Below are 13,762 nucleotides of genomic sequence, written 5' to 3'. Positions count from 1 at the left end.
AGTCGTGACTCATTATAGGAGCAGGCGCCGGAGCGGCGCAAGGGGGAGGAAGAACGGCGGCCGAGAGCCGAGAATGGACAAAAAAAAGCCTTGGCCGGCTCGAAGGCCGCGTCCAAGGCAGCTTGCATAGGGGCAAAGAGTCGGACGGTCAGCGGTCCGTCATCGCCTCGCCCGGCCTCGCCTCGCCCGCAGCCGGGCCTGGAGCCTCATGCCTCGGCCTGCGCAGCAGCAGCGTCAGGGCGACGCCGGCGGCCGTGAGGCTTGCCGACAGGAAGAACGTGTCGCCGTAGCCGAGGACGGCGGCGCGAAGCGGATCCGTGCTTCCTCCTGCGCCATGGGCGGCGATGCGGGACGTAAGATATCCCGTCAAGCCGGCGGCCGCGAACGAGACGACGACCTGTTGGGCCGCCGTCGTCAGCGGCGTGACGCGGCTCACCAGGCCGCGAGGGGCGGAGTTCAGGACATGCGTGTTGAGCGGCATCATGGCGAAGCTCATCCCGAGACCCATCATGGAGATGTAGAGGATGATCGTCCAGAGCGGAGTATCCAGCGAGATTCCGGACAGGAGGAACAACGCGGCAGATACGACGGCAAGGCCGGCAAAAGCAAGCGGCCGGGCGCCGATCCGATCGAACAGCCGGCCGCTGATCGGCATGCCGATGCCCGCGCAAACGGCATACGGCATCAGGATCCAGCCGGTCTCCAGCGCGGTGTAGCCGAACACGCGCTGCAGGTACAGCGGCAGGATCAGCATCGCGCCGAACAGCGCGAGCTGCACGATCCACGTCAGGATGATGCTTCGCGTGAAGTCGGACGAGCGGAACGCCCGCAGCTCCAGCAGCGGCTGCTTCTGGGACAGCTCTACGAAGATGAAGGCGACGAGCGCGGCGCCGCCGACGGCGAGCCCCGTAATCGTCGAGGCCGAAGTCCAGCTGGTTCCGCTTTCGGTCAAGCCGTACGCCAGCATGGAGAAGGCGACCGGCGCGAGCAGCATGCCGTACACATCGAGATGCGGCGCCTCGTGGCGCTCGGATCTCGGCAGGAACTTCCAGGCGAGGATCAGCGCGAGGACGCCGATCGGCAGGTTGATGATGAAGATCCAGTGCCAGCTTACCGCGTCGACCAGCCAGCCGGACAGGACGGGACCGAACGCCGGGGCCATCAGCATCGGTATGCCCATGAGGCCCATGACCGAGCCTCGCCGCTCCGGGGGAGCGAGCTTGAACACCATGGCCAGCCCGATCGGGCCGACCATGCCTCCGCCCAGTCCTTGAATGACCCGATAGAGGATCAGCTCCTCCGGCGTCCGAGCGATGCCGCACAGCACGGAGCCGACCGTGAAGAGAGCGATCGTGACGAGAAAGACTTGCTTGGCGCCGAACCGGTCGGCCATCCAGCCGGCAAGCGGGATGACGGCGGAGAGCGCCAGCGTGTAGCCGGTGACGGTCCATTGGATCGTCTTCAGATCGGTGTCGAAGTAGTCGACAAGCTTCGGAATGGCGTTGTTCACGACCGTGCTGTCGAGGATAATCATAATCATGCCGATGATGATGGCCAAAAGCGGCATCAGGATCGCTTTCAGCGAAAAATCATCTCCGCTGCGCTCCGGTTGGAACGTCGTTTCTGGCATAGGCTCCTGCTTTCTGCTCCGCGAGCGTAAGATGGGCGAGACTTTGGGCGGACAACGAGGTCCAACCGTGCCGGTGAAGCCCCCTCCTTTACCTTTTTTTGGAAATAAAATGAGCGTTGACAACTTCAAGCTCTGCAGGTACAATTAAAGTGGGATAAGAATGGTTTGACCTGTGTGAGTTAAAGTAAACTTCAACGCGCTATGGATTATATCATGGCGCTATTTTTCGTTCAATCCTTTTTTATATGAAGCGTTGATGAAGCGTTGTTTTCAATTTTGTAATCTGTCTGTAATCTTTTCTTCAGCTAGCTTTCATTTAGCGCCTTTATAGTAACTAGCAGACCCCCCCTTATTCATATATTCTCTCTGGGCCCGCGCCTCGCGCGGGCCTCTTTTTTTTGAATGTAAAGCGCTTGCACCTGCAAACAGGCCGCCTAACAAACTGCATCATACAAGACAAGAAATCCAAATCGATTCCATCTTTATCTTTTTCTGGACGTGTTATCCTCTAGCCATCCCCCTCAGCAAAGGAGAGAGATTGATGATGAAGATGAAAGCGCTTAACCTAGTTCTTGCCTTGATGGCCGCCTGGACGCTCCTCGCGGCGATGCCGGGAATGGAGCGCACCGCCCATGCCGCCTCCGGATTTTACGTCAGCGGCACGACGCTGTACGACGCGAACGGCAAGCCCTTCGTGATGCGCGGCGTGAACTACGCCCACACGTGGTTCAAGAATGACCTGAACACGGCGATTCCGGCCATCGCCGCGACCGGCGCCAATACGGTGCGCGTCGTCCTTTCCAACGGCAGCCAGTACACCAAGGATACGGCCGCCAATGTAAGCGCCATCATTTCCCTGGTCAAGCAATACAAGATGATCGCGGTGCTGGAGGTGCATGACGCGACCGGCAGCGACAGCGCGGCCGAGCTGGACAAGGCGGTGAACTACTGGATCGAGATCAAGAACGCGCTGATCGGCCAGGAAAAGTACGTCATCCTCAACGTCGCCAACGAGTGGTACGGCACCTGGAACGGCAGCGGCTGGGCGGACGGCTATAAAGCCGCCATTCCGAAGCTGCGCAGCGCCGGGCTGTCGCATACGATCATGGTCGACGGCGCGGGCTGGGGCCAGTACCCGGATTCCATCCGCGATTACGGACAGAGCGTGCTCGCCGCCGATCCGCAGCGCAATACGATGTTCTCCATCCATATGTACGAGTATGCCGGCGGCAACGCGCAGACGATCAAGACGAACATCGACAACGTGCTGAACAAGGGGCTGTGTCTGACGATCGGAGAATTCGGCCAGTACCATACGAACGGCGACGTGGACGAGGCGACGATCCTCAGCTACACGCAGCAGAAGAAGGTCGGCTGGACGGCCTGGTCGTGGCACGGCAACGGCTCGAGCTACGCTTACCTCGATCTCGCCCGCAGCGCCGGCGGGACCTTGACCGATTGGGGCAATACGGTCGTATACGGCTTGAACAACGCCAACGGCATCAAGCAGACGAGCGTGAAGGCGAGCGTGTACTGACCGTCGGCGGTTCCGTTTCCTCCATGAAAAAGGCAGCCTTCGGTCATGGTCGTGACCGAAGGCTGCCTTCTTTGAGCTGGAGCATGCTTCTCGCGGTGGCGGATCGCTCCCGGTCCCCGCTGGCCGCTTCCCCCGCGACGGGAGAGCTGCGCCTCGCAAGCCGAGCTGAGCCTGCCGTCCGGCTTCAAGCCTGAGGCTGCACCGCGTTCGCCAGCTCCCGGTCGAGCTCTTCCGCGCCGGAGCGCAGCTGCCCGTCCGTCCAGCCGAGCTCGCGCGCCATGAGGCGCAGCGCCGGCTCGCGCCAGCGGACCGCCGCCTCCCGGTCGAACAGCGCGAGGCCGGTGCGTCGGACGAGGAAATCCGCCGGCCGCGCCGCCATCTCGCTGCGCATCGCGTAGCGGAGCTCGGCCATCAGCGCTCGCGGCAAGCCGGCGGAGCGCGCGGACGCCTCGTCCGGCAGCTGCTCCAGCACTGCGGCGGCGTTGCTGCCGTAGCGCTCGGCGATGCGCCGGGCGTCCTCTTCCGGCAGCCCGAGCGCCGAGCCTCGCGCCGCGGCAGCCGCGACGGCAGCCGGCAGCCCGGCCGAGCCGCCGACGTCGCCGCCGGAGACGGGCAGCGTCCGCGTGCGGCAGCGGCCGAACGGGCCATGCCCCGCGCGCTCCAGCTCCCGGACGACGAGGTCCGTCACCGTCTCGGCCATCTTGCGGTAGCCGGTCAGCTTGCCGCCCGCGATCGTGAGCAGGCCGGAGTCCGAGCGGAAAATCTCGTCGCGCCGCGAAATTTCCGACGGGTCCTTGCCTTCCTCGAAGATCAGCGGCCGCAGGCCCGCCCAGCTGGACTCGACGTCATCCGCCGTCAGCCTCAGCTTCGGGAACATCGCCGCCGCCGCATCGACGATGTAGCGCCGGTCCTCCTCCGACATGCGGGGATGAGCCGGATCGCCGTCGTAGTCGGTGTCGGTCGTCCCGACATACGTCTTGCCGTCGCGCGGAATCGCGAACATCATGCGGCCGTCCGGCGTATCGAAGTAGACGGCCTGGCGCAGCGGGAAGCGCGCGCCGTCGAAGACGAGATGCACGCCCTTGGTCAGGCGCAGCGTCTTGCCCTGCCGCGAGCCGTCGAGCTCGCGGATGCCGTCCACCCAAGGGCCGGCCGCGTTCACGATGACGCGGGCGCGCAGCTCGAATTCGCTGCCGCCGATCCGATCGACGGCCCGGATGCCGCACAGCCTGCGGCGTCCGTCCTCTGCCGCGGACGCCCCGCCGGCAGGATGCGCCCCGCTGTCATACAGCAAGCCCTCGGCCTTGACGTAGTTGACGGCGCAGGCGCCGAGCTCCGCCGCTTTCTTGGCGACCTCGATCGTCAGCCGCGAGTCGTCGGTGCGGTACTCGACATAGCTGCCTCCTCCGAGCAGCCCGTCCCGCTTCAGCAGCGGCTCCAGCTCCGCCGTCTGGTCCGCGCCGAGCATGCGCCTCCGCTCCCGCAGCTTCACGCCGGCGAGCCGGTCGTACAGCGCGAGGCCGAGCGACGTCGACCAGCGGCCGAACGTGCCGCCCCGGTAGATCGGCAGCAGCATGCGCTCCGGCACGGTCACATGCGGTCCGTTCTCGTACACGATCGCCCGCTCGCGCCCCACCTCGGCGACCATGCGCACCTCCAGCTGCTTGAGATAGCGCAGCCCGCCATGCACGAGCTTCGTCGAGCGGCTCGACGTGCCGGCGGCGAAGTCCTGCATCTCGACGAGCGCCGTCTTGAGGCCCCTCGACGCGGCATCCAGCGCGATGCCCGCCCCCGTGATGCCGCCGCCGATGACGAGCACGTCCCATGTCTCGCCTTGCAGCCGCGACAGCAGACTCTCCCGCTCCAGCGCGGAGAACGCCGGAGGCTCCTCCCCCGCTCGGCCTCCGGCTCTGTCTGCCGCTCGTTCTCCGGCTCTGTCTGCCGCTCGTTCTCCGGCCCCGGCTGTCCCCGGCCCGCCCCCGGCAGCTCCTCGTGCCGGCGGCGGGCCGTTCGCCGCTCTCATCCCGATTTCGGTTTCCCTCCCGCTGTCCGTTCCCCTCTGTCCGTCCGTTCCGCTTCTTGCCATCTGCACGTCCTCGCTTTCCCGCCCTCCGGCGCCAAGGCGATCGGGGCGCTTCGCTCCCCCGTCCGCCTCCCGGCATGAAAAACGCCGCAAGGAACCGCGTCCGGCCTGCATCATGCAGGCGGTCCGGTCCTTGCGGCGTTCTCCCGTTCTCAGCGCCGAGCGTATCAACTTGTTGCTCCAAGCGTACCAGATGGCGGCGCTATTGAAAAGCCCTTGCGGCGGCGACCGCTTTTTTCCAGCCGCCGTACAGCTCCTCGCGGCGCTCCGGCTCCATGGCGGGCTTGAAGCGCCGCTCCATGCTCCAGATCGCTTTCAGCTCCTCGAGATCCTGCCAGTAGCCGGAAGCGAGTCCTGCCAGATAGGCGGCTCCGAGCACCGTCGTCTCGTTGATCTCCGGCCGCTCGACCGGCACGCCGAGGATGTCGCTCTGGAACTGCATGAGGAAGCCGTTCTGGACGACGCCTCCGTCGACGCGCAGCGAGCTCAGCCGGATGCCGGAGTCTTCCTCCATGACGGCGAGCACGTCGCGGGTCTGATAGGCGAGCGATTCCAGCACCGCCCGTACGAAATGCTCCTTTTCCGCGCCGCTCGTCAGCCCGAATACCGCTCCGCGCACCTCGCTGTCCCAGTACGGCGTGCCGAGCCCGACGAACGCCGGCACGACGTAGACGCCCTTGGTCGAGTCCACGCGCATCGCGTACAGCTCGCTGTCCTTCGCGGCCTTGAGCATGCGCATGCCGTCGCGCAGCCATTGCACGGCAGAGCCGGCGACGAACACGCTGCCCTCGAGCGCGTACTGGGCCGGACCGCCGTCCGCGCTGCAGGCGAGCGTCGTCAGCAGGCCGCGCGCGGAGGCGACGGCTTCGCTGCCGGTATTCATCAGCATGAAGCACCCCGTGCCGTACGTGTTCTTGGCCATGCCTTTCTCGAAGCAGGCTTGCCCGAACAGCGCCGCCTGCTGGTCGCCGGCGACGCCGCAGATCGGGATGCGGCAGCCGAAGAAATGCGCCTCGCTCGTCTCGCCGAAGCTGCCCGAGGACGGCCGCGCCTCCGGCAGCATCGCCTCCGGCACGCCGAGGATGCCGAGCAGCTCGGCGTCCCATTGCAGCTCATGGATGTTGAACAGCAGCGTGCGCGAAGCGTTGGTGTAGTCGGTGGCGTGGACCGCTCCGCCGGTCAGCTTCCAGACGAGCCAGGCGTCGATCGTGCCGAACAGCAACTCGCCGCGCTCCGCCCGCTCCCGCGCGCCCTCGACATGATCGAGGATCCACTTGATCTTGGTGCCGGAAAAGTACGGATCGAGCAGCAGGCCGGTCTTGCTGCGGAACGCGTCCTCGTGCCCCGCCTCGCGCAGCTCCTGGCAGATGCCCGCCGTCTGGCGCGACTGCCAGACGACCGCGCGGTGGATCGGATAGCCGGTCGCCCGGTCCCAGACGACCGCCGTCTCGCGCTGGTTGGTGATGCCGATCGCTCCGATCTGATCCGGTCGCAGCTGCGCCTTGGACAGCGCTGCGGCGATGACGCCGAGCACCGACACCCAAATTTCGCTGGCGTCATGCTCGACCCAGCCCGGCCGCGGGTAGTACTGGCGGATCTCCTCCTGCGCGGACGCGACGAACTCGCCGCCACGGCCGATGATGACCGCGCGGCTGCTCGTCGTGCCCTGGTCGATGGACAGGATGTAGGTATCGCTCAAGTCGAATCGCCTCCTAGGGGGTGGGTGATGCCTCGAACTGCTTCCAGAGCGGCTCGCGCGAGGTCGTCACCGCCGAGGCGCCGGCCGCCAGCGCCGCCTCCACCTCGCCCGCCGTGCGGACGAGCCCGCCCGCAAGCACCGGCAGGCCGGTCCGCTCGCGCACCTCGGCGATGAGGCCCGGCAGGATGCCCGGCAGCACCTCGATGCAGTCCGGCTGCGAGCGCGCCAGCAGCGCGTAGCTTTTTTCCAGCGCTCCGCTGTCCAGCAGGAAGATTCTCTGAATCGCCAGCAAGCCGTTCTGCTTCGTCTTGGCGATGACGCTCGCCCGCGTCGACAGCAGGCCGGCGGGACGAATCGTCTGGCAAAGGAACTCGGCCGCCGCCTCGTCGTTCTTGAGCCCTTCGATCAGGTCCGCATGGATGAGCAGCTGCTTGCCGTGCGCCGCGGCGAGATCGGCGGCGGGCCTCAGCCGGCTGACGTGGCTGTCCAGCAGGATGAGATGCGTGTACGACGAGCGGAGCAGCCGCTCCAGCTGCTTCATGCTCCGTGCGGCCGGCAGCACGGGCTGGGATGGAAATGTCATGCGCGCTTCTCCTTCCTTCGCCTTCTGCACGATTGTATCGGGCTCTTGGAAGCGATGTCAACCGCTCCGCGCGTCGGCGAGCGTATGATTGCCGCCGCTCTGGCCCATGCTTGCAAGGAAGCCCTTGCGGGTAAGAAGCAGCAAACAAGGCCGTCGGGCGGGCGCGGACCGCTCGCCCGGATGAAGGAGGAGCAAGGATGGATCACGCCAAGCCGCTTGCGCGGGAGGAAGGACTGGACCATACGCTGGCTCTGCTGAAAGAGGGCTACCGCTTCGGCCAGAATCGGGCCGACGCCTTTCAGTCGGATGCGTTCGAGACGAGGCTGCTCGGGGAAAAGGCGCTTGTCCTGCGCGGGGAAGAGGCGGCTCGCTTCTTTTACGACAGCGGCAAGCTCGTCCGCAGCGGCGCCATGCCCAAGCGCGTGCAGAAGACGCTGACCGGCGAGCAAGGGGTGCAGGGGCTCGACGGGGCGGAGCATCGCCATCGCAAGGCGATGTTCATGTCGCTCATGCATCGCGGAGCGCTGCGCGAGATGCGGGACATCGTCGCCCGCGAATGGATGCTGGCCGCCGGCCGCTGGGAGGGCCGCGACGACATCGAGCTGTACGAGGAGGCCAAGCTGCTGCTGGCCCGCGCCGCCTGCGCCTGGGCCGGCGTGCCGCTCGAGTCCGAGGACGCTCCGCGGCTGGCCGAATCGCTCGGCGCGATGTACGAGGCCCCGGCCTCGCTCGGCCTCGCCTACGTCAAGGGCCGCCGGAGCCGGCGCCAAGGCGAGAAGCGGTTCGCCGCCCTGATCGAGGACGTGCGCGAAGGCAGGCTCGAAGTTCCCGAAGGCACCGCGCTGCGTACGATCGCGCTGCATCGCGATCTGCAGGGCGGGCTGCTGCCGGCGAAGATCGCCGCGGTCGAGCTGCTCAACATCCTGCGGCCGATCGTCGCCGTCGCGGTTTACGTCGCTTTTACCGCGCATGCCGTCATCCATCACCCGGAGGAGGCGTCCCGACTGGCGCGGAACGACGGGGATCCACTCGGTCGGGCGGACGGGCTGGGTGGCGCGGATGGGCCGGATCGTGGTGACGGGTCGGGTCGGGCGGATGGGCCGGATCGTGGTGACGGGTCGGGTCGGGCTGATGGGCCGGTTCGCGGTGACGGGTCGCGTCACGCGGATGGGCCGGATCGTGGTGACGGGTCGGGTCGGGCAGATGCGCCGGTTCGCGGTGACGGGTCGCGTCACGCGGATGGGCCGGTTCGCATTGACGAAGACCATGGCGAGCGCGGGGCGGAGTGGAGGACCGGGAAGCGCGAGGAGCTGCTTCAGCGGTTCGTGCAGGAGGTTCGGCGCTTCTACCCGTTTTTCCCGGTCGCGGCGGCGCGCGCCGGAGAGCCGGCCGAATGGGCCGGCTTCCGGCTGGAGGCCGGGCACCTCGTCCTGCTCGACTTGTACGCCACAAACCGCCATCCGGCGCTGTGGTCCGATCCGGAGTCGTTCCAGCCCGAGCGCTTCGCCGATTGGCAGGGCAGTCCGTTCAAGTTCGTGCCCCAGGGCGGAGGCGGCCACGATGCGGGCCACCGCTGCGCCGGCGAGTGGATTACGCTTGAGATCATGAAGGAAAGCCTCGATTTCCTCGCAAGCCGGCTGTCCTACGAGCTGCCGGAGCAGGACCTGAGCTTCAGCCTCAGCGAGATCCCTTCCTTGCCGCATAGCCGCATCCGGCTGCGGAATCTGCGGCTGCGACGCTGACGGTACGGCGGTAGGCGCTGACGGTACGGCGGTAGGCGCTGACGGTACGGCGGTAGGCGCTGACGGTACGGCGGTAGGCGCTGACGGTACGGCGGTAGGCGCTGACGGTACGGCGGTAGGCGCTGACGGTACGGCGCGGAGCTGCGCCATCGCAAAAAGCCTTGCCCGTTGAACGGGCAAGGCTTTTTGCATGAGATCGGTGTTCCATTCTTTGCCTCGAATGCACGCCCAGCGCGCTCCATGAAGGCCGTCTCGACCCCTTCAGCGCTCGGCCGCACGCCCAGCACGCCCCATGAAGGCTGTTTCGACCCCTTCAGCGCTCGGCCGCGCGCCCAGCACGCCCCGTGAAGGCCGTCTCGACCCCATCAGCGCTCGGCCGCGCGCCCAGCACGCCCCGTGAAGGCCCTCTCGACCCCTTCAGCGCTCCACCGCACGTCCAGCGCGCCCCATGAAGGCCGTCTCGACCCCTTCCGCGCTCGGCCGCGCGCCCAGCGCGCCCCATGAAGGCCGTCTCGACCCCTTCCGCGCTCGGCCGCACGCCCAGCGCGCCCCGCCTTGAGCCGGACAGCCCCGCTCTGTCTCGCCGTACAAGGCGCAGACGAGCAGGCTTCGCCGATCCGGCCTCTGCCTAGCCGCACGGACATCGCCCCTTGCGCCCGCATGCTTCATCACGCCGGGCGCAGCCAAGCCGCGCAGCCGTCTACGCTTGCGGCTCTGCGGCCCGGACGGCCGCGACGAACGCGGCGGCGCGCCGCTCCATCTCCTCGAATCGCCCTTCGCGGGCGAGCTGGAGCTGGACGAGCTTGCTGCCGAGCCCGACGGCGTCGGCTCCGGCCCGCAGATAGTCGCCGATATTGTCCAGGTCGACGCCGCCGGTCGCGATCATCGGGATGTGGTCCAGCGGCGCCTTGAGCTCCTGCAGATAGCGGTGTCCGAGCGAGCCCATCGGGAAAATCTTGACCGCCTCGGCGCCGGCCTTCCAGGCGCGGACGATCTCCGTCGGCGTCATGACGCCCGGCCAGACCGAGACGCCGCGGCTCGCGCCGTACTCGACGACCGCCTCGTCGAGGTTGGGCGAGATGAGGAACTCGGCCCCGGCCGCGACCGCCTCGCGCGCCATCCGCTCGTCGAGCACGGTTCCCGCTCCGACATGGGCCTGCCCGTCCAGCAGCTCCCGCCAGCGGGCGAGGATCGGCAGCGCTCCGTCCGTGTTGAGCGTCACCTCCATCAGGCGGACGCCTCCGGCCGCCAGCGCGCGGGCCGCGCCGTCCGCCTCCTCCCGTCCGATGCCGCGGAAGATCGCCACGATCTTCTCGCGCATCAGCGCATCCAGCAGCAGGCTCATCCTTCGTCCTCCTCTTCCCCGATCGAATCCCAATAGTCGTACAGAATCTTGGCGAACAGGTTCGGGAAAGCAAGCTCGCGCATCTGCCCCCGTCCGATCCAGGCGTAGCCCGCAGGCAGCTGCGGCTCCGCCGCGGCCGCCGCCTCGTAGAGCGCGGCTCCCGCCAAGCCTTCGGCCGCGATGCTCGCCGCGCCGAGATTCGGGACTCCGCCGCGCGCGGCCGGCAAGCGCAGCCGCGCGGCCGCCCCGCGAGCGGCGTCACCGCCAAGGTCCAGCTCCGCCGCGTACACGCGCATCAGCCAGTGCAGATGGCTGAACGTATGCTCCTCCGTCGCCTGCCAGCGTCGGGCGACGGCGCGCAGCCCCGTCTCCTCCTCCAGCCGGCGCAGCAGCTCGGCCGCGTCCGCGGCCTGCCGCTCCACCGGCGGCTGCGCCGCGGCGGCCAGCTTCGCCTCGCGGCCGCGCGGCTTGACCGCCGGCTCGTCCAAGAGCACATGCGGCAGCTCCCATAGGCTCGCCAGCAGTCCGCTGTCCGGCCGCTGCCGGACGAGCACCTTGCCGGCATGCGCTCCGGCGCCCTCGATGATCGCGGCGACGCGCAGCTCCGGCTTCGGCGGCTTCGCCTTGGCCTTGACCGGCAGCTCCGTCTCGCGCCCGGCAAGCCGTCCCGCGCAGAGGACCATGACCGGACAGGTCAGGCAGCCCGGCGTACGGGGCGTGCAGACAAGCGCTCCGAGCTCCATGAGCGCTTGGTTGAAGTCGCCCGCCGCTCCCTCGGGAATGAGCGAGGCGGCGAGCTTTTCCATGCCGATGCGGGTGGACGGCTTGGCGATGTCCTCGTCGCGGTTGAAATAGCGTGAGAGGACGCGCATCACGTTGCCGTCGACGGCCGGCTCAGGCCGGTTGAACGCGATGCTCATGATCGCTCCGGCCGTGTACGGGCCGACTCCTTTGAGCGAGGATACAGCGGCCTTGTCGTCGGGCACCCGGCCTCCATAGCGCTCCGCGACCTCGCGCGCTCCGGCCTGCAGGTTGCGGGCGCGCGAATAATAGCCGAGGCCCTCCCAGTGCTTGAGCACGTCGGCTTCAGGCGACTCGGCCAGCGCTTCGAGCGTCGGGAAGCGGGCCATGAAGCGCTCGTAATAAGGAATGACGGTATCGACTCGCGTCTGCTGCAGCATGATCTCGGATACCCAGACCCGGTAGGGGTCCCGGTCGCGCCTCCAGGGCAGCGTCCGCTTGCTGGCGCGATACCAGGCCAGCAGCTCGCGGCTGAAGTACGTTGCCGGCGTATCCGTCTTGGTCGTTGGGTTCATGTCGTTCTCCTTCTAGGCCAGGCTGGCGATCGGACGCGCGATGGCATGGGGACTCGCCTGAGGCTCGTCCAGCCAAGCGAACTCCTCCAGCCACGGTCCGGCTTCGGGCAGCGCGGGCTGCTGCTTCTCCTGCTGCTCCAGATGTTCCCTGCGCTCGGCCATCAGCTGGCGGTAGCGCCTCGGCGAGAGGCCGATCTGCTGCTTGAACAGGCGGGAGAAATAGGGGTTGTTGAGGCCGATCGCGCGCGCCGCCTCCTGCACCGGCAGCTCGCCGCTGTCGAGCAGCTCCCGGGCGTATTCGATCTTTCTCTGGTTGACGTATTGAATCGGCGTCAGTCCTGTCAGGCTGCGGAAATACGTGATAAAGTAATTGGGATGGAGGTAGGCGAGCTTCGCCAGCTCCTCCACCGTCAGGGCATCCATCAGATGCTCGTCGATGTAGCTCAGCACCCCGGACAGCAGCTGAAGCTCGGGATGCTCGGACAGCATCTCCCCCGAGCGGAGGCCCTCCTCCAGGAAAAAGGCGACCAGCTCCATCACGACCGCCCGCGCCTTGAGCTCGTCGGACAGCGTTCTTCGGCTGCGGCTGTCGGCGAGCTGCCGGAACAGCGTCTTGACCCGCTCCGGGTCGTCGATCCGAGAGCGGATCGGCAGCTTCAGCAGGCGGATGAATTCCGTGCTGCCCGCATCGAGATGGAAGGAGATCCAATAAAAGCGGAACGGCTCTCCTTCCCGCACGACGCAGCTCGTCTGGACGCCCTCGCGATAGTAGTAGAGGCCGCCGGCTTCGGCGACATGCGAGCTTTTGCCCTTGATCTGAATCTCGCAGCGTCCCGTAACGGGCAGGACGAGACAATGCTGGTCGTGAAGCAGCAGCTCTCCGTGCTTCCCCGGCTGCAGCTCGCTGGCGGATGCCATCGAAAACGTGGCGTGCAGCTGCCTCAGCCGGTGCCTAATAATAACCGATTCATTCCGATCCATCCGCTCAGCTCCCTGTCCATAGGCTCCGGGCCAGCCGAAGATCCCGTTTCGGGTATTATACGAAATAAACTCTAAAATTGAAATCATTCTAAACGAAGGAAGGAGCTTCCATTCCATGAAAACAGCTTGGGCAGCGGCTTCGGCCGCGCTGATTCTCGCCCTGCTCGCAGGCTGCGGAAGCAGCGCCGAGCGCGGAGAAGCGAGCCTTGAAGGTCCAGAGGAGGCGGTCGCGCTGTACAAGCAAAGCTGCATCAGCTGCCACGGCACCGACCTCAAAGGGCGCATGGGGCCGGCCAGTGACCTCCATGACGTCGGAGCGCGGCTGTCGGAGCCGGAGATCACGCGTCAGATCGAGCAAGGCGGAGCCTCCATGCCCGCCTTCGGCGAGCGGCTGACGGCCGATGAGATCCGCGTCCTGTCGGGCTGGCTGTCCGGCCTCGGCAAAAGCGAGTAAGCGGCGGCGGGCGGGCTATCCGGCCTAAGCAAAAGCGAGTAAGCGGCGGCGGGCGGGCTGTCCGGCCTCGGCAAAAGCGAGCAAGCGGCGGCGGGAACGGCTCGCCCGCCTGTAGGAATGCCATTTTCACCTCATTGCCGCCGACGGCGGTAATTTTGGCATATATGGAAGGCGTCTAAACAATGGAGGGAAACGTGGACTCCAGATCGTTTTAAGAAGTCCATCGGCCTAAAAAGCAAACGAGACGAAGCCGGTTGATTCCGGCTTCGTCTCGTTTGCTTTGCAAGCTCCGGTTCGGAAAGCTTTTGCGCTGACGGCTATCGTCAGGACGCCGCCTGCAGGCAGCTGCAAGCGGCTCACGGCTCAGTGCGGGTTAAGCATTGCCGAAGCTG

General features: G+C 66.7%; 10 protein-coding genes. 3 read left to right on the top strand and 7 right to left on the bottom strand.

The annotated features are described in order from the left end of the window. Positions 1-148: 148 nt before the first annotated feature. Entirely contained in the window at positions 149-1,630 is a 1,482-nt protein-coding gene (locus HGI30_RS05345) for a DHA2 family efflux MFS transporter permease subunit (protein ID WP_168906698.1), read from the bottom strand. A gap of 580 nt (positions 1,631-2,210) precedes the next feature. On the opposite strand from HGI30_RS05345, the gene HGI30_RS05340 reads away from it, so the two are divergent. After that, positions 2,211-3,167, top strand: coding sequence for a glycoside hydrolase family 5 protein (locus HGI30_RS05340; protein ID WP_407945031.1), 957 nt, complete (start codon positions 2,211-2,213; stop codon positions 3,165-3,167). 184 nt (positions 3,168-3,351) lie between these two features. On the opposite strand, the gene HGI30_RS05335 is transcribed toward HGI30_RS05340, so the two are convergent. The 3 genes from HGI30_RS05335 to HGI30_RS05325 form a co-directional block, all read right to left on the bottom strand. Beyond that, positions 3,352-5,190 (bottom strand): glycerol-3-phosphate dehydrogenase/oxidase, encoded by a 1,839-nt coding sequence (locus HGI30_RS05335; protein WP_168906697.1) that lies wholly within the window; start codon positions 5,188-5,190, stop codon positions 3,352-3,354. 262 nt (positions 5,191-5,452) lie between these two features. Next, positions 5,453-6,949 carry a glycerol kinase GlpK gene (glpK, locus tag HGI30_RS05330; protein ID WP_168906696.1) on the bottom strand — a complete coding sequence of 499 codons (1,497 nt, stop codon included), beginning with the start codon at positions 6,947-6,949 and terminating at the stop codon, positions 5,453-5,455. Positions 6,950-6,962: 13 nt separating this feature from the next. Continuing rightward, a complete protein-coding gene (locus HGI30_RS05325; protein ID WP_168906695.1) occupies positions 6,963-7,532 on the bottom strand; it encodes a glycerol-3-phosphate responsive antiterminator in 570 nt (189 codons plus the stop codon). 197 nt (positions 7,533-7,729) lie between these two features. Between HGI30_RS05325 and HGI30_RS23025 the strand changes: the two genes are divergently transcribed. Further along, the gene (locus HGI30_RS23025) at positions 7,730-9,274 is read left to right on the top strand and encodes a cytochrome P450 (RefSeq protein ID WP_235680330.1); all 1,545 of its coding nucleotides are present in this window, start codon (positions 7,730-7,732) and stop codon (positions 9,272-9,274) included. 700 nt (positions 9,275-9,974) lie between these two features. On the opposite strand, the gene HGI30_RS05315 is transcribed toward HGI30_RS23025, so the two are convergent. Genes HGI30_RS05315 through HGI30_RS05305 form a run of 3 tightly spaced genes read right to left on the bottom strand, consistent with a single transcriptional unit; the run spans position 9,975 to position 12,916 of the window. Then, positions 9,975-10,619 carry a bifunctional 4-hydroxy-2-oxoglutarate aldolase/2-dehydro-3-deoxy-phosphogluconate aldolase gene (locus HGI30_RS05315; protein WP_168906694.1) on the bottom strand — a complete coding sequence of 215 codons (645 nt, stop codon included), beginning with the start codon at positions 10,617-10,619 and terminating at the stop codon, positions 9,975-9,977. Continuing rightward, positions 10,616-11,935, bottom strand: a complete 1,320-nt coding sequence (mutY, locus tag HGI30_RS05310) for an A/G-specific adenine glycosylase (protein WP_168906693.1) — start codon at positions 11,933-11,935, stop codon at positions 10,616-10,618. Before mutY ends, HGI30_RS05315 begins: the two co-directional genes overlap by 4 nt. A 12-nt stretch (positions 11,936-11,947) precedes the next feature. Next, a complete protein-coding gene (locus HGI30_RS05305; protein ID WP_168906692.1) occupies positions 11,948-12,916 on the bottom strand; it encodes a helix-turn-helix transcriptional regulator in 969 nt (322 codons plus the stop codon). 115 nt (positions 12,917-13,031) lie between these two features. On the opposite strand from HGI30_RS05305, the gene HGI30_RS05300 reads away from it, so the two are divergent. After that, positions 13,032-13,370, top strand: a complete 339-nt coding sequence (locus HGI30_RS05300; protein WP_168906691.1) for a c-type cytochrome — start codon at positions 13,032-13,034, stop codon at positions 13,368-13,370. The last annotated feature ends 392 nt before the right edge of the window (positions 13,371-13,762 follow it).

This window comes from Paenibacillus albicereus (genome assembly GCF_012676905.1).
Lineage (GTDB): Bacteria > Bacillota > Bacilli > Paenibacillales > Paenibacillaceae > Paenibacillus_O > Paenibacillus_O albicereus.
The sequence above is the reverse complement of the archived record's forward strand: the minus strand, read 5'-3'. Positions and strand labels throughout refer to the sequence as shown.

What these genes read in the sequence shown, in the direction of transcription:
- HGI30_RS05335 (WP_168906697.1), bottom strand. Translation starts at nt 5,190, where the DNA reads ATGAGAGCGGCGAACGGCCCGCCGCCGGCACGAGGAGCTGCCGGGGGC.
- HGI30_RS23025 (WP_235680330.1), top strand. Translation starts at nt 7,730, where the DNA reads ATGGATCACGCCAAGCCGCTTGCGCGGGAGGAAGGACTGGACCATACG.
- mutY (WP_168906693.1), bottom strand. Translation starts at nt 11,935, where the DNA reads ATGAACCCAACGACCAAGACGGATACGCCGGCAACGTACTTCAGCCGC.
- HGI30_RS05345 (WP_168906698.1), bottom strand. Translation starts at nt 1,630, where the DNA reads ATGCCAGAAACGACGTTCCAACCGGAGCGCAGCGGAGATGATTTTTCG.
- HGI30_RS05325 (WP_168906695.1), bottom strand. Translation starts at nt 7,532, where the DNA reads ATGACATTTCCATCCCAGCCCGTGCTGCCGGCCGCACGGAGCATGAAG.
- HGI30_RS05305 (WP_168906692.1), bottom strand. Translation starts at nt 12,916, where the DNA reads ATGGATCGGAATGAATCGGTTATTATTAGGCACCGGCTGAGGCAGCTG.
- HGI30_RS05340 (WP_407945031.1), top strand. Translation starts at nt 2,211, where the DNA reads ATGGCCGCCTGGACGCTCCTCGCGGCGATGCCGGGAATGGAGCGCACC.
- HGI30_RS05315 (WP_168906694.1), bottom strand. Translation starts at nt 10,619, where the DNA reads ATGAGCCTGCTGCTGGATGCGCTGATGCGCGAGAAGATCGTGGCGATC.
- HGI30_RS05300 (WP_168906691.1), top strand. Translation starts at nt 13,032, where the DNA reads ATGAAAACAGCTTGGGCAGCGGCTTCGGCCGCGCTGATTCTCGCCCTG.